The organism is Shinella sp. WSD5-1 (genome assembly GCF_963942435.1).
In the GTDB taxonomy this organism is placed as follows: Bacteria; Pseudomonadota; Alphaproteobacteria; order Rhizobiales; family Rhizobiaceae; genus Shinella; species Shinella yambaruensis.
Genome location: NZ_OZ012596.1, coordinates 651,087 through 672,109 on the forward strand (window position 1 = coordinate 651,087; position 21,023 = coordinate 672,109).

Consider the following 21,023-nt stretch of genomic DNA (forward strand, 5'->3'; position numbering starts at 1 on the left):
CCCCTTAAATCGCCGCATTTAAGGTCCACCGGACGGCGACGTTTTCGAGGTGTATCCGACCGCTTATGGCAGCCAATCGCAAATCCCAGCGCATCGAACCGTCCTTCCGGGGATCGGGTGGGCACGACGACGAGGATGATTTCCATGTCGGCGCGGGAGATCGCGTGGCAGGCGGCGGCCGCAAGGGGCGCGGCAAGCCACCGAGGGCCGAGCGGCCGGGGCGCGGCTCCGGCGGGCGCCGGCGGGCGGCCGGCGGCGGTTTCTTCGGCCTTTTCCGCCGGCTCTTCTACTGGTGCGTCGTGCTCGGCATCTGGGGCGCCATCGGTGTCGGCGGCCTCGTCCTCTACTACGGCGCGCGCATGCCGAGCGCCACGAGCTGGTCGATCCCCGACCGGCCGCCGAACCTGAAGATCCTCGCCGTCAGCGGCGACATCATCGCCAATCGCGGCGTGACCGGCGGCGAGGCGCTGTCGCTGGAGAACATGTCGCCCTATATCCCGCAGGCCGTCATCGCCATCGAGGACCGGCGCTTCTATTCGCATTTCGGCATCGATCCGCTCGGCCTCGCCCGCGCGATGCTGACCAACATCACCACCGGCCGCATGGTGCAGGGCGGCTCGACGCTGACCCAGCAGCTCGCCAAGAACATGTTCCTCTCGCCGGAGCGCACGCTGGAGCGCAAGGTTCAGGAAGTTCTGCTCGCCTTCTGGCTGGAGCACAAATATTCCAAGGACCAGATCCTGGCGATGTATCTCAACCGCGTCTTCTTCGGCTCGAATTCCTACGGCGTCGAGGCCGCCGCGCGGCGCTACTTCAACAAGTCGGCGCGGGACGTCAATCTCGGCGAGGCCGCCCTTCTCGCCGGCCTCCTGAAGGCGCCCTCGCGCCTCTCCCCGGCGCGCGATCCGGAGGCGGCGGAAGCGCGTGCGCAGATCGTGCTCGGCGCGATGCGCGAAGAGGGCTTCGTCACCGACACCGAGATCAAGACCGCCATGTCGCAGACGCCGGCGCGGGCGAAGAGCTACTGGTCCGGCGCCCAGCATTATGCCGCCGACATGGTCATGGCCCAGCTGCCGGGCATGATCGGCGACATCACCGAGGACCTCGTCATCGACACGACGATCGACCTCGACCTCGAGAAGAAGGCCGACGAGGCGATCACCGCGCTCCTCGACAAGGAGGGCGAAAAGTCGAACGCCTCGCAGGCCGCCCTCGTCTCGATCGACGGCACCGGCGCCATCCGGGCCCTCGTCGGCGGGCGGGACTATGCGGAAAGCCAGTTCGACCGCGCCTCCAAGGCCAAGCGCCAGCCGGGCTCGGCCTTCAAGCCCTTCGTCTATGCGGCGGCGCTGGAAGCCGGCCGCTCGCCGCTTTCCGTGCGCAACGACGCGCCGGTCAGGATCGGCAAGTGGACGCCGGAGAACTACGACCAGAAATATCGCGGCGAGGTGACGCTCTCCTCTGCGCTCGCCCAGTCGCTGAACACGATTGCCGCGCAGCTCGTCATGGAGGTCGGCCCGGACGACGTTATAAAACTCGCCCGCAGGCTCGGCATCGAATCGGAGCTTCAGTCGAACGCCTCGATCGCGCTCGGCACGTCGGAGGTGACGCTGGTCGAGCTGACCGCCGCCTACGCGCCCTTCATGAACGGCGGCTACAAGGCGACGCCGCACATCATCCGCCGCATTTCGACGGCCGACGGCCGGGTGCTCTACGAGAACACCTACGACAATCCGCCGCGCGTGTTGGAACCCGGCGTCGTCTCCCAGATGAACGGCATGATGATGCGCGTCATCACCGAGGGCACCGGCAAGAACGCCCGCATTCCCGGCTGGCCGGCGGCCGGCAAGTCGGGCACGACGCAGTCCTTCCGCGACGCGCTCTTCGTCGGCTACACCAGCAACCTGACGACCGGCGTCTGGTTCGGCAACGACGACGGCAAGTCGATGAAGAAGGTGACGGGCGGCGGGCTCCCCGCGAAGGCCTGGAGCCAGTTCATGACCGCCGCCCATGAGGGCCTTGCGCCTTCGCCGCTCTTCGGCACGGCCGGCGGCGAGCCTGCCGTGGACGGGACGGAACCGGCCCCGGAAGGCGATCAGCTCTTCGACATCATCTCCCGCACGCTGGGCAACGAGCCCGCCCGCGACGGGCAGGCGATGGCGAACGGCGAGGCGGGCGCCGTTCCGCTCGACGACGGCCTTACGCCGCCCGCAGACGTCGGCCAGCAGGGACAGACCGGCACGCGCCGGACGACGCTTTTCGACGTGCTGCTGGGGGGCTGACGGTCGCGTTTATCCGAAGGCGATGACGACATTTTCCGGCTCCCTCGGGTGATCGATCCAGATCCGAATGCGCGTTTTGACGGTGGGCACCGATACGCTGGCAAACTCCGGCTCGTTGGCATCGAAGAAGACAAGCCTCTTGTCGGGCGTGTCGAGAAACCCGTCGAATGTCGGGGGCGTCGACATGGTTATTTCCGAAGCTTCTCCAACGGAAAAACTGGTGTCGCCATCATGATGCAGTCAGGAGTCGATGGAATGAATTTTTTCCCTGAGATTGTAAGGAATGTCGCGTATATCCCGGTTTGCCAGATAAATTCTGCTGTATTAAGGCAGTGATGCTGAAGCGAAGAGTAGCTATTCTAGGGTGTCCCGCCTCCTTTGAGCAGCATCTTCTCGCCAAGCGTGCCTTTCTGTCTCCAGGAGATAATAAACATGTTATGGTTATATGCAGTCATAACGTCGTGCCATTTATAAAAATATTATATAGATTAAATGTAATTTGCAATATTAGCGCCTCAGAACACTAATATATTTCTTATCCACAAGCAATAACGACATTTGAAGACTCAATTGGATGATCGAGCCAAATGCGGATTCGCGTTTTTGTTGATGGAACTGTTGTGCTGGCGTACTCAGATACTGTTACGCCAAAAACAATAAGCCGCTTGTGTGAAGTTTCGAGAAATCCATCAAATGCCGGTTCGGCTGTTTCATTCAGCTCATCGAACGGGCCGAAAGTGACATTCGTGTCTCCATGCTTCCAGTCATAGGCAGGAACGTTTATACACTGAGGCGATGCAAAGATTCCCTGTCGATCCATGTGCATTGGAATATCGACACCGGTGCGACCGGCGATATAGATACTAGATATTCTGGAGCGATTGTAAGCGTTTCAACAGACATGACCTCAATGACTTCCCTTTGATATCAAGCCGCCTTGTGATTTGCTGCACCACCAGCAGTGGGCGTTCCCGACCTCTTTGTACCACACCAATGACATCCGTACGCCCGGCCTATGCGATCAATATCCGCCTGTTCCGCTCTGGTAAGCCGCTTATTGGTTGCTGGTGCGGCAATCCACTCCTTTGCAAACGGCCCGATACCGGTCCGAGGTAATTTTAACTGGAGCGCTCGGAGCATCGCCTCCTGTGCCGTTGCTTCGTTGGCCCGTATCAGTCCCTCAACCGTTTCGTATACTTGCGGTGTGTGCGCGTTGTCGAAGACGGGAATAAATTTACCTGGAGAAAAATTTTACACTGCGTACAAGTGAAGGAAAATATTATATGTTTCCTTCCGTCGCTCTCTATCCGACACCTCCGTCCATGCCGGATGTTCTACATTTCCGGGTCTTAAGATCCCATCTCTCCGGAAGCCGCCAAGACCTCGAGCCGTTGCTTGAAACACCGGAGAGGATTGTGGTTGATTGCGGGTTGCGAGGGCGGTACACCAAGTCCATCGGACGCGCTGATTTTGCGAGCTTTGCGGCCCGGCAATGTCTTGCAGTCGTCTGGAGGGCTCCTTATATACGCCGCAAGGCAGGGCTGCGGCCCATGCTTTCGTGAAGACCATACCATTAGGGGCTGCCAATCGAATGCCTGAATGGGTTCCGGCAGTTCGCTTCAAGGAGAGAATGACATGGCTAAAGTAATCGGTATCGACCTCGGGACGACCAATTCCTGCGTCGCCGTCATGGATGGCAAGGACGCGAAAGTTATCGAAAATGCAGAAGGCGCGCGCACGACGCCTTCCATGGTCGCCTTCACCGAAGACGGTGAGCGGCTGACCGGCCAGCCGGCCAAGCGCCAGGCGGTCACCAACCCGGAAAACACCCTCTTCGCCGTCAAGCGCCTCATCGGCCGCCGCTACGATGACAAGCTCGTCGAGAAGGACAAGGGCCTCGTTCCCTACAAGATCGTCAAGGGCGACAATGGCGATGCCTGGGTCGATGCCCGCGGCAAGGGCTATTCCCCCTCGCAGATCTCCGCGATGATCCTGCAGAAGATGAAGGAAACGGCCGAATCCTATCTCGGCGAGACCGTCACCCAGGCCGTCATCACGGTTCCGGCCTATTTCAACGACGCGCAGCGCCAGGCGACCAAGGATGCCGGCAAGATCGCGGGTCTTGAAGTGCTGCGCATCATCAACGAGCCGACGGCCGCCGCGCTCGCCTACGGCCTCGACAAGAAGGACGGCAAGACCATCGCCGTCTACGACCTTGGCGGCGGCACGTTCGACATCTCGGTGCTGGAAATCGGCGACGGCGTCTTCGAGGTGAAGTCGACGAACGGCGACACCTTCCTCGGCGGTGAAGACTTCGACATGCGTCTGGTCAACTACCTCGCCGACGAGTTCAAGAAGGACCAGGGCGTCGACCTGAAGAACGACAAGCTCGCCCTTCAGCGCCTCAAGGAAGCCGCCGAGAAGGCCAAGATCGAACTCTCGTCCTCGCAGCAGACCGAGATCAACCTGCCGTTCATCACGGCGGATGCGACCGGTCCGAAGCACCTGACGATGAAGCTGACCCGCGCCAAGTTCGAAGCGCTCGTCGACGACCTCATCCAGCGCACCGTCGCGCCCTGCAAGGCAGCCCTCAAGGATGCCGGCGTTTCGGCAGCCGAGATCGACGAGGTCGTTCTCGTCGGCGGCATGAGCCGCATGCCGAAGGTGCAGGAAACCGTCAAGCAGCTGTTCGGCAAGGAGCCGCACAAGGGCGTCAACCCGGATGAAGTGGTCGCCATGGGCGCCGCCATCCAGGCCGGCGTTCTGCAGGGCGACGTCAAGGACGTCCTGCTCCTCGACGTGACCCCGCTGTCTCTCGGCATCGAAACGCTGGGCGGCGTCTTCACCCGTCTGATCGAGCGCAACACGACGATCCCGACGAAGAAGAGCCAGACCTTCTCGACCGCCGAGGACAACCAGTCGGCCGTGACCATCCGCGTCTCGCAGGGCGAGCGCGAAATGGCGGCGGACAACAAGCTGCTCGGCCAGTTCGACCTCGTCGGCATTCCGCCGGCCCCGCGCGGCATGCCGCAGATCGAAGTCACCTTCGACATCGACGCCAACGGCATCGTGCAGGTCTCGGCCAAGGACAAGGGCACCGGCAAGGAGCACCAGATCCGCATCCAGGCCTCCGGCGGTCTTTCCGACGCCGACATCGAGAAGATGGTCAAGGACGCCGAGGCCAATGCCGAGGCCGACAAGAAGCGCCGCGAGGGCGTCGAGGCGAAGAACCAGGCCGAAAGCCTGATCCACTCCTCGGAAAAGTCGCTGAAGGAATATGGCGACAAGGTTTCCGAGGCCGACCGCAAGGCCATCGAGGACGCCATCGCCGCGCTGAAGACCGCCGTCGAGGCTTCCGAGCCCGATGCGGACGACATCAAGGCGAAGACCAACACGCTCATGGAAGTCTCCATGAAGCTCGGTCAGGCGATCTACGAGGCCCAGCAGGCCGAGGAGAACGCCTCTTCTGCCTCGGGCGAGGCCGGCGACAATGTCGTCGATGCCGACTACGAGGAAGTCAAGGACGAGGACGACCGCAAGAAGTCGGCCTGAGCCTCCTGAACTGCCGGCCGCGCTCTCTCGCGGCCGGTGCAACGGATAGCGAGAAGGCGGAAGTCAGCGCGAAGGGAAAAAGACAAGATGATCACTCCCGTTTACCGCGGCGACGATGTCTTGGCTTTTCCTTCGCTCCGGCTTCCGCCTTTTGCATGCGCGCTTTTCAGGCATGCAGGCTAAGGCAAGCTTCCAGGTCCATAACAAGAAGACCGTTCCCACGAAACGGACGTGAACCCGAATGGCAAAAGCTGATTTTTACGAGACGCTGGGTGTTTCCAAGAGCGCCGACGAGAAGGAGCTGAAGAGCGCCTTCCGCAAGATGGCGATGAAGTACCACCCGGACAAGAATCCGGGCGATGCCTCCGCCGAGCAGAAGTTCAAGGACGTCAACGAGGCGTATGACACGCTCAAGGACCCGCAGAAGCGCGCGGCCTACGACCGTTACGGCCATGCGGCCTTCGAGCAGGGCGGCATGGGCGGCGGCTTCGGCGGCGGCGGTTTCCAGGGCGGCGGCTTCTCCGACATCTTCGAGGACATTTTCGGCGAGATGATGGGCGGCGGGCGTCAGCGGCGCTCGGCCGGCGGCCGCGAGCGCGGCGGCGACCTGCGCTACAACATGGAGATCTCGCTGGAAGAGGCCTATGCCGGCAAGACGGCGCAGATCCGCGTGCCGACGTCGATCACCTGCGACGTCTGTTCCGGGTCCGGCGCCAAGCCCGGCACCAGCCCGAAGACCTGCGCCACCTGCCAGGGCTCCGGCCGCGTGCGCGCCGCACAGGGCTTCTTCTCGATCGAGCGCACCTGCCCGACCTGCCATGGCCGCGGCCAGACGATCAGCGATCCCTGCACCAAGTGCCACGGCCATGGCCGCGTCACGGAAGAGCGCTCGCTGTCGGTCAACATCCCGGCCGGCATCGAGGACGGCACGCGCATCCGGCTCTCCGGCGAGGGCGAGGCGGGCGTGCGCGGGGGGCCTGCGGGCGATCTCTACATCTTCCTGTCGGTAAAGCCGCATGAATTCTACCAGCGCGACGGGGCGGACCTCTACTGCACCGTGCCCATCTCCATGACGACGGCGGCGCTCGGCGGCACCTTCGACGTGGCGACGCTCGACGGCACCAAGTCACGCGTCTCGGTGCCCGAGGGCACCCAGGCCGGCCGCCAGTTCCGCCTCAAGGGCAAGGGCATGCCGGTGCTGCGCTCCACGCAGGTCGGCGATCTCTACATCCAGATCCAGATCGAGACGCCGCAGAAGCTGACCAAGCGCCAGCGCGAGCTGCTCAAGGAATTCGAGGAGATCTCCTCGAAGGACAACAACCCGGAATCCGCCGGCTTCTTCGCGCGGATGAAGGAGTTCTTCGAGGGCTGACCGCTCTCGTGAAAAAACATCGCCCCAAGCGCTCCGTCATCCTCGGGATTGGCCCGAGGATCCATTCTTCAATGGGTTATGGACGGCCATGACGGAGGAGAACTTGGCGGATGTTATCAGCAGCCGGAAGCCGGGATGGAGACATCCCGGCTTTCCTGTTTCGTGAAACGGGAGCCCGCGTGTCAGCCCGCCGCCCGCAGCAGCGTCAACCGGCCGTCCGCATCGGCTTGCGTGGTGATGCCCTCGTAGCTCTGCAGCGTCGGATGGCCAGTCTCGATGGGGTGATGGTGCGTCGCGGTCATCACCACGACATGGGCGCCGGCGCCCTCGCCGGCAAGAATGCCCGCCGGCACGTCCTCGAAGACGAGGCAATCGGCCGGGTCGAAGCCGAGCCGCTCGGCGCCCATCCGGTAGCCGTCCGGTGCCGGCTTGCCGCGCGTCACGTCGTCGGCCGTCACGATGACCGCGGGCAGCGGAATGCCGGCGGCGGCGAGGCGGCGATGGGCGAGCGCCACCGGCGCCGAGGTGACGATGCCCCAGCGGCCGGCCGGCAGCGCGGAAAGGAAGGCGATCGCGCCCGGGATCGGCAGCACGCCCTCGACATCCTCCATCTCCTCGCGCTCGACCTCCTTGGCCTCGGCGACGGGATCGACGCCCGGCAGGCCGAGCCGCGTGATCGTGTCGATGCCGCGCACGCCATGCATGGTCGGCAGGAAGGTCGCCACGTCCAGCCCGTGCTTCAGCGCCCAGCGCGTCCAGACGCGCTCTGTGGCCGGAATGGAGTTGATGATCGTGCCGTCCATGTCGAAGAGGAAGGCGGAGAATGAACGGTCGAAGACGGGAAGGAAGGAGGACAAGGCGGAGGACCTGCGGGCTGGGAGGGGGAGAATGCAAGGCACGGCGGGAGGTTCTGGCTTACCTGCTCCGCATCATGCAGGCAACCGGCCCGGCGTCGCCAGGGGCTCATCTTCCGGCTAGCGTAGCGCGATCGGCTGCAAAGATCCCTCTGCCTGCCGGCATCTCTCCCCAAGAGCCATCGCCTATGGAAGCAAGCCGCTGCCACATTCCCTTCTCCCCGCGAGGAGAAGGGGAGAGCGGCAGGGCCGAACTCCATATGCGATAGTCTGCCCCTGCGGGCCGGGGCGGCTTGTGCGGCGCCCGGCGCCTGCCCATCTTTCTGTTGTTGCCCGATTTATGCGCCGCAGGGTGATTCCCCTTGGCGGCAAAATGCTCTAGCTCTCACCCCATGCCGCACAAGGTTTCCCTTTCCCGCCTCAAGCTCACGGATTTCCGCAACTATGCGGGCCTGTCGCTGCCGCTCGACGGCCGGCATGTCGTGCTGACGGGGCAGAACGGCGCGGGCAAGACCAACCTGATGGAGGCCGTCTCCCTGCTGTCGCCGGGCCGGGGCCTGCGCCGCGCGCCCTATGGCGATGTCGTGCGCGCCGGCGCAAGCGGCGGCTTTTCCGTCTTCGCAACGCTCGACGGCATGATGGGCGAGGTCGACATCGGCACGGGTACCGAGGGCGGCGACGAGGGCCAGGCGCGAAAACTCCGGCTGAACGGCACGCCCGCCCGCACCGTCGACGAACTGCTCGACCATCTGCGCGTCGTCTGGCTGACGCCGTCCATGGACGGCCTCTTCACCGGTCCCTCCGCCGATCGCCGCCGTTTCCTCGACCGGCTGGTGCTGTCGCTCGATCCCGAGCACGGCCGCCGGGCGGCGGATTTCGAGAAGGCGATGCGCGGCCGCAACCGGCTGCTCTCCGAGCCGCGGCCAGATCCCGCCTGGCTGACGGCGCTGGAGCGGCAGATGGCGGAGCTCGGCATCGCCATGGCGCATGCCCGCCACGAGCTCGTCGGCCTCCTTTCCGGCCTCGTGGAGGCGGCGCGCGACGACGGGCCGTTCCCCTCGGCCACCATGCGCCTTTCCGGCTTCCTCGACGGGGAATGGCAGCGCCCGGCCTACGAGATCGAGGACATCTATCTCGGCATGCTGCAGGACGGCCGCTACCGGGACGCCGCCGCCGGCCGCACGCTGGACGGCCCGCACCGCGCCGATCTCATGATCCGCCACCGCGAGAAGGACATGGAGGCCGAGCGCTGCTCGACGGGCGAGCAGAAGGCGCTGCTCGTCGGCCTCATCCTCGCCCATGCCGGCCTCGTCGGGGGCATGACCGGCCATGCGCCGGTGCTGCTGCTCGACGAGATCGCCGCCCATCTCGACGCGGGCCGCCGGGCCGCGCTGTTCGACCGGGTCGATGCGCTCGGCGGCCAGGCCTTCATGACCGGCACCGACCGGTCGATGTTCGACGCGCTCGGCGAGCGCGCGCAGTTCCTCACCGTCTCGCATGGAGGCATCGTGCCATGACCGATCCGCTCAGCCCCGAAGAGATCGACCGCTACCGCCGGCATATCGTGCTCGCCGAGATCGGCGGCGCGGGCCAGCAGAAGCTGAAGCAGGCGCATGTGCTGATCGTCGGCGCCGGTGGCCTCGGCGCGCCGGTCATCCAGTATCTCGCCGCCGCCGGCATCGGCCATATCGGCGTTCTCGACGACGACACGGTCTCCCTCTCCAACCTCCAGCGCCAGGTGATCCACGACACGGCCGGCCTCGGCACGCCGAAGATCGCGAGCGCCGAGGCCGCCGTCGCCCGCCTCAACCCGCATGTCGCCTTCACCGGCATCGCCGAGCGGCTGACGGCCGGAACGGCCGCGCGCCTTCTTGCCGGTTACGACCTCCTCGTCGACGGTTCGGACAATTTCGACACGCGCTATGCCTCCGCCGATGCGGCGGAGGCTGCGCGCATTCCGCTCGTCACCGGCGCCGTCGGCCGCTTCGACGGTTCGCTGACCGTGCTGAAACCCTATGAGGCCGGGCCGGACGGCACGCTTCACCCCGGCTACCGTGACCTCTTCCCCACGGCCCCACCGCCCGGCGTCGTTCCGGCCTGCGCCGAAGCCGGCATCGTCGGCGCGCTGACCGGCGTCGTCGGCACGCTGATGGCGATGGAGGTGATCAAGCTCGTCACGGGCGCCGGCGACCCGCTGGTCGGGCGGCTGCTGCTTTACGACGGGCTGGCGGCGCGGTTCGAAACGCTGAAATACAGGCGGCGGAACGCGTAAACCCTCCGTGTTAGGAGAAATAGCTCTCCACTTGCTCCTTCTCCCCCGCGGGGAGAAAGTCGCGGCAGCGGGATGAGGGGGATGCTGCAAACGTCTCCTACCCTCTCCTGCGCTACCCCCTCATCCGACCCTTCGGGCCACCTTCTCCCCGCGGGGGAGAAGGGGACAGCAGCGACGAAGCGGTCTTGCGTCCGGAATGCGAAACGCGGAAATGCTCTAGACCCGGTTCGGCAGCACGCGGTCCGGCGGGCGGTGGCCGTCGAAGAAGGTGCGGATGTTGATGACGACCTTCTCGCCCATGTCGACGCGGCTTTCGAGCGTCGCCGAGCTCATATGCGGCAGGAGCACGACCTTGCCCTCGGCGGCGAGCTTCAGGAGCTTCGGGTTGACCGAAGGCTCGTTCTCGAAGACGTCGAGGCCGGCGCCGGCCATCTTGCCTTCGCGCAGGCACTTGATCAGCGCCGTCTCGTCGATGATGCCGCCGCGCGCCGTGTTGACGATATAGCTCGTCGGCTGCATCAGCTCGAGCCGGCGGGCCGACAGAAGGTGATAGGTTGCCGGCGTCGAGGGGCAGTTGACCGAGACGATGTCGACGCGCGCCAGCATCTGGTCGAGGCTGTCCCAATAGGTCGCCTCCAGCGCGTCCTCCGTGTCCGGGCGCACGCGGTGGCGGTTGTGGTAGTGGATGGAGAGGCCGAAGGCCTTGGCGCGGCGGGCGACGGCGGTGCCGATGCGCCCCATGCCGACGATGCCGAGGCGCTTGCCCCAGATGCGCCGGCCGAGCATCCAGGTCGGCGACCAGCCGGCCCATTCGCCCCTGCGGTCCGTCAGGATGCGCGCCCCTTCCGCCAGCCGGCGGGGGACGGCGAGGATCAGCGCCATCGTCATGTCGGCCGTGTCCTCGGTGAGAACGTTCGGTGTGTTGGTGACGGTGATGCCGCGCCGTGCCGCCGCCTCCACGTCGACATTGTCGACGCCGTTGGAGAAGCAGGCGATCAGCTTCAGTTGCGGGCCGGCCTGCTCGATGAGCGCGGCGTCGATCCGGTCCGTCAGCGTCGGCACCAGGACGTCGGCCGATTTGACGGCGGCGACGAGCTCGGGCTGGCTGCGCGGCGTGTCGTCGATGTTGAGCTCCGCGTCGAACAGTTCGCGCATCCGGGTCTCCACGACCTCGGGCAGGCGGCGGGTGATGTAGACCTTCGGTTTTTTCTTCTGGGTCATGGGCTGTTCCGGCGTCCTGTTGACGGGTCCTTAACCAAGTTGGGCAAGGATTGCTTCATCAGGGGCATTTTCTACCAGACCCGGTCGCGAAGACAATCCGCCCTCTTTGGCGTTCCTGCGATTTGCCAATTTGCACCGGTTCGGCAGCGTCATGCCCCCTCCAATCTGTGCGGATCGTCCATGCGTCACCTTGTCCTGCGTCTCAGCCTTGCCGCCCTTGCGGGCCTCCTCGTCTCCGTTGCCGGCGTCCAGCTCGCCCATGCCCAGGCGGCCAAGGGGCCGAGCGGCCTGCCGCTGCCCCGCTTCGTCAGCCTCAAGGCGAAAAGCGTCAACCTGCGCGTCGGGCCCAGCGTCGATTATGCCGTCGCCTGGCGCTATCTCAAATCCGGCGTCCCGGTGGAGATCATCCAGGAATACGATAACTGGCGCCGCATCCGCGACGCGGATGGCACGGAGGGCTGGGTCAACCAGGCGCTGCTCTCCGGCGAGCGCACCGCCGTCACCGCGCCATGGATGCGCGGCAAGGGCGAGGGCATCTTCGTCAACATGCGCCGCGAGGCGATGTCGAACTCGACGGTCATCGCGAAGATCCAGCCCGGCGTCGTCATCAAGGTCGGCGAATGCAACGGCGACTGGTGCCGCGCCGAAGCGGACGGCACGGCCGGCTGGGTCTCGCAGAACGAGATCTGGGGCGCCTATCCGGGCGAGGCCTTCAAGTAAGGCCGGCCTTCCTGGCCTCTTCCGCCAGCGAGAGCAGCGGGCGGGGGCCGACCTGCTGGATGACGAGGCCGGCGGCAAGGCTGCCGAGCCGGCCGCAATCGGCCAGCGACCGCCCGGCCGTATAACCGTAGAGGAAGCCGGCGGCGTAGAGATCGCCCGCGCCCGTCGTGTCGACGACGCTCGGAATGCTGATCGCCTCCACCCTGGTGCGTTCGCCGCCGGTCAGGATGACCGAGCCTTCCTCGCTCATCGTCACCACCGCCAGCCGGCAATCCTTAGCGATGCGCGACAGCGCCTCCTCGAAATCCTCGGTCTCGTAGAGCGCCAGGGCTTCCGCCTTGTTGGCGAAGACGATGTCGATCGTGCCGGAGCGCATGAGGTCGAGGAACTCGTCGCGGTAGCGGTGCACGCAGAAGCTGTCCGACAGCGTCATCGACATTTCCCGGCCGTTCGCATGGGCGATGCGGGCGCAGTCGCGGATCGCGTCCTTGGCGCGCGGCGGATCCCAGAGATAGCCTTCGAAATAGGTGACCTTGGCCTCGGCGACGACGCTTTCCTCCACGTCCTCCGGCCCGAGTTCCACGCAGGCGCCGAGATAGGTGTTCATCGAGCGCTCGCCATCGGGCGTGACGAAGATCATCGAGCGGGCGGTCGGCGGCGGGCCGGCCAGCGGCTTGGTCTCGAAATGCACGCCCTGGGCGCGAATGTCGTGGATGAAGATCTCGCCGAGCTGGTCGTGCGCCACCTTGCCGAAATAGGCGGCCCTGCCGCCGAAGCTGGCGACACCCGAGGCGGTGTTGCCGGCACTGCCGCCCGAGGCTTCGAGCGCGGGGCCCATGCGGGAATAGAGCAGTTCGGCCCGTTCGGCATCGATGAGGTTCATCGCGCCCTTGATGATGCCGTTGTCCGTGATGAAGTTCTCGTCGCAGCGCGCGATGATATCGACGATGGCATTGCCGACCGTCAGCACGTCGAATTTGGTCATGCGAAAGTTCCGTCTCCGTTGGGTGAGAGCCGGGAGTCGGTCTTAACGGTTTTTCCGGAAACTGGAAGGAAAAAAGCCGCCTGCCGGAAACGGCGCGGCGGCTTGGATTGTTGGCGAAGTCCGCCAAGCCTCTCTTTCGTCATGGTCGGGCCTGACCCGACCACCGTGGATTGTGGATCCTCGGGTCGAGCCCGAGGATGACGGAGGGCTTGGTGCAGGGCGTGCATCGACCCCGATCGCCCGCCGCTTCCCGCAAAACCGGTCAGTCCTTGGCGCGTTCCACGTAGGAACCGTCTTCCGTCGCGATGACGACGCGCGTGCCGGCGGTGATATGCGGCGGCACCAGCGTGCGCACGCCGTTCGACAGGATCGCCGGCTTGTAGGAGGACGAGGCCGTCTGGCCCTTGACGACCGGTTCGGTCTCGACGATCTCGAGCGTGACGTGGCGCGGCAGGTCGATGGCGATGGCGACGCCCTCATGCACCGACAGGATGACCGTCATGCCTTCCTGGAGATAGGCCTTCAGGTCGCCGATGTCCTCGTGGGACATGGTCAGCTGGTCGTAGGTCTCCGGGTTCATGAAATGGTAGCCGTCACCATCCTCGTAGAGGAAGTTGTGCTCGCGGTCTTCCACGAAGGCGCGCTCGACCTGTTCGGTCGTGCGGTAGCGTTCGGAAACCTTCACGCCGTCGGAGATGCGGCGCATGTCGATCTGCGTGACCGGCGTGCCCTTGCCCGGGTGGAAGTTCTGCGCCGTCAGCACGACATAGAGCTTGCCTTCGACCTCGAGGACATTGCCCTTGCGGACGGAAGAGGCGATGATCTTTACCATAAGTCTTCCTTGTAACTGGATGGATCACGGCGTAGAGGACCGCCTTGAGACGCCTTCCCCGGGTGCCGAAAATGTGTTTTCGGGGCCGCAACTACCCTATATTCCGGCAAAAGACCAGTCTGTCCGCCGGCAAGCGCGAAGAAACCTGCCACAGGAACGCCATGAGCCTGAAGCCCTCGCCCTGGTGGACGCCCGATGTCCATGCCGATCGCCGGCCGTTCCTTCTTGCGCGAAACCGCATCCAGGCGGCGCTGCGCGGCTGGTTCGCCGCGCGCGATTTCATCGAGGTCGACACCGCGACGCTGCAGGTCTCCCCCGGCAACGAGGCGCATCTGCACGCCTTCGAGACCGCCGCGATCGGCCATTCCGGCGCAAGGACGCCGCTCTACCTGCACACCTCGCCGGAATTCGCCTGCAAGAAGCTGCTGACGGCGGGGGAAAGGCGCATCGCCTGCTTCGCCCATGTCTATCGCAACCGCGAGCGCGGGCCGCTGCACCACCCGGAATTCACCATGCTGGAATGGTATCGTGCGGGCGAGGCCTATGACGTGCTGATGGAGGATTGCGCGGAGATCCTCGCGCTGGCCGCCGGGGTGGCGGGAGCCGCGATGCTCGCCTACCGCGGCGCGACCTGCGATCCGGCCTTGCCGCCCGAACGGCTGACGGTGGCGGAGGCCTTCCGGCGCCATGCCGGCATCGACCTCCTCGGCTCGATCGATCCCGACGGTGCGACGGATCGCGCGCGCCTTGCCACATCCCTGCGGGCGGCCGGCCTGCGCGTGGCGGAGGACGACACCTGGGCCGACCTCTTCAGCCGCGTGCTGGTGGAAAAGGTGGAGCCGCAGCTCGGTTTCGGCCGCGCCACCATCCTGTGCGAATATCCGACCGCGGAGGCCGCGCTCGCCCGCCCGGCGGCGCGGGACCGGCGCGTCGCCGAGCGCTTCGAGCTCTATGCCTGCGGGGTGGAGCTGGCCAATGCCTTCGGCGAATTGACCGATGCGGGCGAGCAGCGCCGGCGCTTCGAGCTGGAAATGGCGGAAAAAGCCCGCGTCTATGGCGAGACCTATCCGCTCGACGAGGATTTCCTCGCCGCGCTCGCCCATATGCCCGAGGCCAGCGGCATCGCGCTCGGCTTCGACCGGCTGGTCATGCTGGCGACGGGCGCCCCGCGCATCGACCAGGTGATCTGGGCGCCGGTCGCGGAGACCGCGCCATGACGGCGGCGCGCAGCCTGACGACGGTGGCCGAGCTGGTCGAGGCCGGCCTCGTTCCCGAGGCGCGACGGGCGGGCGCGGCGGCGGTCGCCGCGCGCTATGCCGTCGCCGTCACGCCGTCGCTCGTCGCGCTGATCGATCCGGCCGATCCGAACGATCCGGTCGCCCGCCAGTTCGTGCCCGATGCCGCGGAGCTCGTGACCCTGCCGGAGGAGCGCGCCGACCCGATCGGCGACCTCGCGCACAGCCCCGTCGAGGGCATCGTGCACCGATATCCCGATCGCGTCCTCCTGAAGGCCGTGCATGTCTGCCCGGTCTATTGCCGCTTTTGCTTCCGCCGCGAGATGGTCGGGCCGGAAGGGCTCGGCACCCTCTCCGCCCAGGCGCTCGATGCGGCGATCGCCTATATCGCGGCCCGGCCGGCGATCTGGGAGGTGATCCTGACCGGCGGCGACCCGCTCGTGCTCTCGCCGCGTCGGCTGCAGGCCATCCTCGACCGGCTTGCCGCCATCCCCCATGTGAAGATCGTGCGGTTCCACAGCCGCGTGCCCGTCGTTGATCCGGCGCGGGTGGATACCGCGCTGATCGCGGCGCTGAAGGCTTCCGGCAAGACGACCTATGTGGCGCTGCATGCCAACCATCCGCGCGAATTCACGGCCGAGGCCCGCGCCGCCATCGCCCGCATCGTCGATGCCGGCCTGGTGATGATCAGCCAGACGGTGCTCCTCAGGGGCGTCAACGACGATGCGGCGGTGCTGGCCGACCTGATGCGCACCTTCGTCGAGAACCGGGTCAAGCCCTATTACCTGCACCATCCCGACCTGGCGCCCGGCACCGCGCATTTCCGCCTGACGCTCGCCGAGGGCAGGGCGCTGGTCGAAAGCCTGCGCGGCCGCGTCTCAGGCCTCTGCCAGCCGGCCTATATCCTCGACATCCCCGGCGGGCACGGCAAGGTGCGGGCGGATTCGGCGGCGGTCAAAGAGGCCGACGACGGCTGTTTCCGCCTTCGCGATTTCCGCGGGGAAACGCATCTCTATCCGCCGCGGCAGGACGAGACGTAGCGCCGGCGCGAGCGGCCTGCACGGGACGGAAGCGCCCGTCAGGACAAAGGAGCGGCTTGTCGGGTGGGGCTTTCACACGCGTTTTTTCATCTTTGTGCGCGGCAGGCGCCGGATTTCGCGGAATCCCGGCCCTTGGAGACTTGACGACAGTTTCGTCAAAATGCCCACTTTAAACGATTGATAGCGCTGCCGGACAATTGTATTTCTTTTGTCGACAAGAGGATTTTCGATGACCGATACCGATTCCAGTTCCCTGCCCGAACGCAAGCGCGGCTCCGGCGTGAAGATGGTCTATGACCTCCTGCGCGACGAGATCCTCGACCTGAAGCTCGCCCCCGGCAGCCCGATCGACGAGGTGCAGCTTGCCGAGCGGTTCAAGATGTCGCGCACGCCGATCCGCGAGGCCCTGGTGCGGCTGGCCGGCGAGGGGCTGATCGAGACCCTGCCGAACCGCTCGACCATGGTCTCGAACATCGACTTCCTCAACCTGCACACCTTCTTCGACGCGCTGGTGCTGATGTACCGCGTGACGACGCGGCTTGCGGCGCAGGCGCACCGTCCCGAGGACCTCGCCGTCATCAGGGGCTTCCACGAGGACTATGCGGCGGCGCTCGAGGCGCGCGACGCCCTGAAGATGATCGCCACCAATGCCGCCTTCCATGCCGCCATCGCCGAGGCGGGGCGCAACCCCTATTTCACCAGCCTGTTCCGCCGGCTGCTCGACGAGGGACGGCGCATCCTGCAGCTCTACTATCAGTCCTACGACGAACAGTTCCCCCGGCGCTTCGTGGACGAGCATGCCGCGATCATCGCCGCCATTGCGGCGCGCGACATCGAGGAAGCGGACCGCCTCGGCAAGGCCCATGCCGAGGCGATCGTCGCCCAGGTGCAGAAGCTGTTCAGCCGCAACGACAGGCTCGACATCACGCTCTGACGGAATTTGTATTTTTCTTGTCGACAAATAAAATACAAGATGCTATACCCATCATCAGAGAGGGGAGAGGCCCCATGCCATGTGCCGGCCGCCCATCCGACGAACCGCCAAAGGAGACCGACATGAAGGCCAAGATTTTTTCCGGTGTCATTCCCGCCCTGATGACCCCCTGCAAGGACGACCGCAGGCCGGATTTCGACCAGCTGGTGCGCAAGGGCAGGGAACTCATCGAAAAGGGCATGTCGGCCGTCGTCTATTGCGGCTCGATGGGTGACTGGCCGCTTTTGACCGACGAACAGCGCATGGAAGGCGTCGAGCGCCTCGTCAAGGCGGGCATCCCGGTCATCGTCGGCACCGGTGCCGTCAACACCGCCTCGGCCGTCGCCCATGCCGCGCATGCCCAGAAGGTCGGCGCGCAGGGCCTCATGGTCATCCCGCGCGTGCTCTCCCGCGGTTCCGTCGTCGCCGCGCAGAAGAACCATTTTAAGGCGATCCTCTCGGCCGCCCCGGACCTGCCGGCCGTCATCTACAACAGCCCCTATTACGGCTTCGCCACCCGGGCCGACCTGTTCTTCGCGCTGCGCGAGGACCACAAGAACCTCGTCGGCTTCAAGGAGTTCGGCGGCGCGGCCGACATGCGCTATGCGGCCGAGAACATCACCAGCCGCGACGATGACGTCTCGCTGATGATCGGCGTCGATACCTGCGTCTTCACCGGCTTCGTCGATTGCGGCGCCGTCGGCGCGATCACCGGCATCGGCTGCGTGCTGCCGAAGGAAGTGCTCCACATGTGCAACCTCGCCCAGGCCGCCGCCAAGGGCGACCCGGATGCCCGCGCCCGCGCACTGGAGCTGGAATCGGCGCTCGCCGTGCTCTCCTCCTTCGACGAAGGCCCGGACCTCGTCCTCTACTTCAAGCACATGATGGTGCTGAAGGGCGACAAGGAATACACGCTGCACTTCAACGAGACCGACGCGCTCTCCGACAGCCAGCGCGGCTATGTCGAGACCCAGCTGAAGCTGTTCGACACCTGGTATGCCGAGTGGAGCAAGCTGCCGGGCGCCGTGCAGACCTACAAGGCGTAGGGTTGTATGCCTCTAAAGCGAAAGGCCCTCCGCAAGGAGGGCCTTTTGTTTTGGTGACGATCGTCTGTGTCTGGCTGCGGCGAGCGATACGCCCCTGCGGCATTTCATGCCAAGGACCCTCCCTCCTCCGTCATGGTCGGGCTTGATGTACGGCCCTGATACATACCTGACAGGTGTTTGCAGACATACCTGACACTTTTCGGATTGTTTCCGGGAGGTTTGGATGGTTTGGCGGGCGAGGTCTGTTGTGGACGAGCGATTGGAATTCTGCCGGCTGGCAGGGCTTGAAGGGGCGAACGTCTCGCGGCTGTGCGCGCGTTTCGGGATCAGTCGGCAGACGGGCTATGTGTGGCTGGGCCGATCGAAGGCGGGCGAACCGATGACGGATCGCTCCCGCCGCCCGCATACAAGCCCGCGCCGGACGCCGGCCGATCTGGAACGATCGGTGCTCGATCTGCGTGATGACCATCCGGCCTGGGGCGCCCGCAAGATCGCCAGGCGCCTGCAGGACCTTGGCATCGCACCGCCTTCGACCTCCACCGTGCATGCGATCCTGCAGCGTCACGAGAGGATCGATCCGGGCGCAAGGGACGGCACGGCGCCCGGCCGCTTCGAGCGCGAGGCCCCCAACCTGCTCTGGCAGATGGACTTCAAGGGACGCACGCAGCTTGCCTGTGGCCGCTGGTGCCATCCCTTGACTGTCCTCGACGACCATTCCCGTTTCGCCATCGCCATCGCCATCGCCATCGAGGCCTGCACCGACGAGACGACGCAGACCGTGCGCGACCGGCTGGAGCCCATCCTGCGGCGCTACGGTCTGCCGATGGCGATCTATACCGACAATGGCAATCCCTGGGGGACGGGTGTGCCGGGCCAGTGGACACGATTGCGCGTCTGGCTGCTCAAGCTCGGCATCGGCCTCATCCATGCACGACCCTACCACCCGCAGGGCCGTGGCAAGAATGAACGCTTCCACCGCAGCCTGAAAGCCGAGGTGCTCGCCTTTGCCGCGCCGGCCGGCCAGGCACAGGCGCAACGCGCCTTCGATCGCTGGCGCAACATCTACAATCATCACCGTCCACACCAGGGGATCGGCATGGCGGTGCCGGCCAGCCGCTACCGGCCTTCGCCGCGGCCCTTTCCCGATCCGCTGCCAGAGCCGGACTACGACAGCGGCGAGATCGTCCGGCGTGTCGGCACGACCAAAGGCTATATCAGCTTCAAAGGCATATCATGGCGCGTGCCCGACGCCTTCAGAAACGAACGCCTCGCCATCCGGCCCCTCGACCAGGACGGTCTCTACGGCGTCTTCTTCGGCGCAACCCAGGTCGCCAAAATCGACCTCACATCCAACGCTTGACTGTCAGCCATGTCTGCGAACACCTGTCACGCATCTCTCCGGGCTTTACACTTGACCCGAGCATCCATGCGACAAGCGAGGCGTACCGAGGGTTGGATCCTCGGGTCAAGCCCGAGGATGACGTTCGTGGGGATGCTCGCGACTCATTCGCCGGCTAATGAAAAGAGCGACGCGATCAGCCGATCGCATCCAGCCCCTTCTCCAGCAGGCGGTCGAGCTGCTCGATCTCGGCGACGGTGAGCGTGACACCGTCCGCCTCGGATTTCCTGCGCGCCACGAAGCGGCGCTGCGAGGGCAGGCGGGCGCCCTGGCCGACGATGGCCTCGAACAGCACTTCGGCGCGGGCGAAGGGATCGCCGGGCCGGCCGGCGGAGAAGGCCTCCGGCGACATTGCGATGATCAGCTCGCCATGGAAGGGCGCAAGCGTCGTGGTGCCGAGATAGTCGAGCACTTCCGGGCTCGTCAGGTCGCCGATCATGATGCCGGCGAGCAGTTCGATCATCGTGCCGATGGCCGAGCCCTTGTGGCCGCCGAAGGGCAGCATGGCGCCGGCGAGCGCGGCTTCCGGGTCGGTGGTCGGGTTGCCCTCGGCGTCGATCGCCCAGCCCTCGGGCAGCTGTTTGCCGGCGCGGCGGTGCAGTTCGATCTCGCCGCGGGCGGCGACCGAGGTGGCGAAGTCGAAGACATAGGGCGCATCGCCCTTGCGCGGCCAGCCGAAGGCGAAGGGATTGGTGCCGAGCAGCGGCCTGTTGCCGCCGGTGGGCGCGACGGTGGCGTAGCTCGGGCACATGACGAGGCCGGCAAGGCCTTCTTTGGTCACGGCCTCCACTTCCGGCCAGAGGGCGGAGAAATGCGTGCAGTCGTTGATGACGAGCGCGGCAAGGCCGAGCGTGCGGGCGCGGGCGGTAAGAACCGGCACGCCGAGTTCGAAGGCCGGGTTGGCAAAGCCGCCGCCGGCATTGACCTTGACGATGGCCGAGCCCTCGTTGGCATCCAGCACCGGCACGGCGTCCGGCTTGACCTTTCCGGCCTTGACGGTGCGCAGCGCACCCTCGATACGGTAGATGCCGTGCGACTTGCAGGCGTCGCGCTCCCCGGCGACGATGACGCGGGCGAGCGCGCCGGCCTGCACGGCATTGAGGCCGGCCTTGCGGAAGATCGCTTCCACCCGTTCGTGAAGGGCGGCAATCGTCAGGGTGGAGGTCTGCGTCATCTTTGGTCTCTTCCGCTTTTGCCGACCGGGGCAGGTTGGCGATTGATCATTTGCATACATAGAGTA

16 protein-coding genes and 1 pseudogene are annotated in these 21,023 nt (G+C 65.5%); 11 read left to right on the forward strand and 6 right to left on the reverse strand.

The annotated features are described in order from the left end of the window. Positions 1–65: 65 nt before the first annotated feature. Complete coding sequence (locus tag AABQ55_RS03000; RefSeq protein WP_272807208.1) at positions 66–2,282, forward strand: transglycosylase domain-containing protein; 2,217 nt, start codon at positions 66–68, stop codon at positions 2,280–2,282. A gap of 9 nt (positions 2,283–2,291) precedes the next feature. Here the strand turns inward: AABQ55_RS03000 and AABQ55_RS03005 are convergent, their stop codons facing one another. Further along, entirely contained in the window at positions 2,292–2,468 is a 177-nt protein-coding gene (locus AABQ55_RS03005) for a hypothetical protein (RefSeq protein WP_244770415.1), read from the reverse strand. 1,449 nt (positions 2,469–3,917) lie between these two features. Here AABQ55_RS03005 and dnaK point away from each other — a divergent pair. Next, positions 3,918–5,834 carry a molecular chaperone DnaK gene (dnaK, locus tag AABQ55_RS03010; RefSeq protein WP_064332092.1) on the forward strand — a complete coding sequence of 639 codons (1,917 nt, stop codon included), beginning with the start codon at positions 3,918–3,920 and terminating at the stop codon, positions 5,832–5,834. 241 nt (positions 5,835–6,075) lie between these two features. Beyond that, entirely contained in the window at positions 6,076–7,206 is a 1,131-nt protein-coding gene (dnaJ, locus tag AABQ55_RS03015; RefSeq protein WP_244770413.1) for a molecular chaperone DnaJ, read from the forward strand. A gap of 182 nt (positions 7,207–7,388) precedes the next feature. Here dnaJ and AABQ55_RS03020 read toward each other — a convergent pair whose 3' ends face one another. Continuing rightward, complete coding sequence (locus AABQ55_RS03020; RefSeq protein ID WP_336314393.1) at positions 7,389–8,063, reverse strand: HAD-IA family hydrolase; 675 nt, start codon at positions 8,061–8,063, stop codon at positions 7,389–7,391. Positions 8,064–8,452: 389 nt separating this feature from the next. Between AABQ55_RS03020 and recF the strand changes: the two genes are divergently transcribed. Both recF and moeB read left to right on the forward strand, forming a co-directional pair. Further along, positions 8,453–9,577 carry a DNA replication/repair protein RecF gene (recF, locus tag AABQ55_RS03025; RefSeq protein WP_272807209.1) on the forward strand — a complete coding sequence of 375 codons (1,125 nt, stop codon included), beginning with the start codon at positions 8,453–8,455 and terminating at the stop codon, positions 9,575–9,577. Continuing rightward, the gene (gene moeB, locus AABQ55_RS03030; protein WP_272807210.1) at positions 9,574–10,332 is read left to right on the forward strand and encodes a molybdopterin-synthase adenylyltransferase MoeB; all 759 of its coding nucleotides are present in this window, start codon (positions 9,574–9,576) and stop codon (positions 10,330–10,332) included. Before recF ends, moeB begins: the two co-directional genes overlap by 4 nt. 216 nt (positions 10,333–10,548) lie before the next feature. Here moeB and AABQ55_RS03035 read toward each other — a convergent pair whose 3' ends face one another. Beyond that, on the reverse strand, positions 10,549–11,553 hold the full coding sequence (locus tag AABQ55_RS03035) for a 2-hydroxyacid dehydrogenase (RefSeq protein WP_244770409.1): 1,005 nt from the start codon (positions 11,551–11,553) through the stop codon (positions 10,549–10,551). Positions 11,554–11,733: 180 nt separating this feature from the next. Between AABQ55_RS03035 and AABQ55_RS03040 the strand changes: the two genes are divergently transcribed. Continuing rightward, positions 11,734–12,273, forward strand: a complete 540-nt coding sequence (locus AABQ55_RS03040) for an SH3 domain-containing protein (protein ID WP_272807211.1) — start codon at positions 11,734–11,736, stop codon at positions 12,271–12,273. On the opposite strand, the gene AABQ55_RS03045 is transcribed toward AABQ55_RS03040, so the two are convergent. After that, positions 12,266–13,258, reverse strand: a complete 993-nt coding sequence (locus AABQ55_RS03045) for an adenosine kinase (RefSeq protein WP_244770407.1) — start codon at positions 13,256–13,258, stop codon at positions 12,266–12,268. The two genes, AABQ55_RS03040 and AABQ55_RS03045, sit on opposite strands and share 8 nt — an antisense overlap. Positions 13,259–13,520: 262 nt before the next feature. Continuing rightward, the gene (gene efp, locus AABQ55_RS03050) at positions 13,521–14,090 is read right to left on the reverse strand and encodes an elongation factor P (RefSeq protein WP_064332100.1); all 570 of its coding nucleotides are present in this window, start codon (positions 14,088–14,090) and stop codon (positions 13,521–13,523) included. A 161-nt stretch (positions 14,091–14,251) separates the two neighbouring features. Here efp and epmA point away from each other — a divergent pair, with 161 nt between their 5' ends. From epmA to AABQ55_RS03075, 5 genes and pseudogenes are all read left to right on the forward strand, one after another. Then, positions 14,252–15,307, forward strand: a complete 1,056-nt coding sequence (gene epmA, locus AABQ55_RS03055; RefSeq protein WP_272807212.1) for an EF-P lysine aminoacylase EpmA — start codon at positions 14,252–14,254, stop codon at positions 15,305–15,307. Continuing rightward, positions 15,304–16,365 (forward strand): lysine-2,3-aminomutase-like protein, encoded by a 1,062-nt coding sequence (locus AABQ55_RS03060; protein WP_272807213.1) that lies wholly within the window; start codon positions 15,304–15,306, stop codon positions 16,363–16,365. Before epmA ends, AABQ55_RS03060 begins: the two co-directional genes overlap by 4 nt. A gap of 229 nt (positions 16,366–16,594) precedes the next feature. Further along, positions 16,595–17,299 carry a GntR family transcriptional regulator gene (locus AABQ55_RS03065; protein ID WP_244770404.1) on the forward strand — a complete coding sequence of 235 codons (705 nt, stop codon included), beginning with the start codon at positions 16,595–16,597 and terminating at the stop codon, positions 17,297–17,299. A 122-nt stretch (positions 17,300–17,421) separates the two neighbouring features. Continuing rightward, complete coding sequence (locus tag AABQ55_RS03070; protein ID WP_272807214.1) at positions 17,422–18,384, forward strand: dihydrodipicolinate synthase family protein; 963 nt, start codon at positions 17,422–17,424, stop codon at positions 18,382–18,384. Between the two features lie 223 nt (positions 18,385–18,607). Continuing rightward, positions 18,608–19,788, forward strand: a pseudogene (locus tag AABQ55_RS03075) (IS481 family transposase); the annotation flags it as partial. Between the two features lie 131 nt (positions 19,789–19,919). On the opposite strand, the gene AABQ55_RS03080 reads toward AABQ55_RS03075, so the two are convergent. After that, positions 19,920–20,957: an Ldh family oxidoreductase gene (locus AABQ55_RS03080; RefSeq protein ID WP_272807215.1), complete on the reverse strand. Its 1,038-nt coding sequence runs from the start codon at positions 20,955–20,957 to the stop codon at positions 19,920–19,922. Positions 20,958–21,023: the final 66 nt, after the last annotated feature.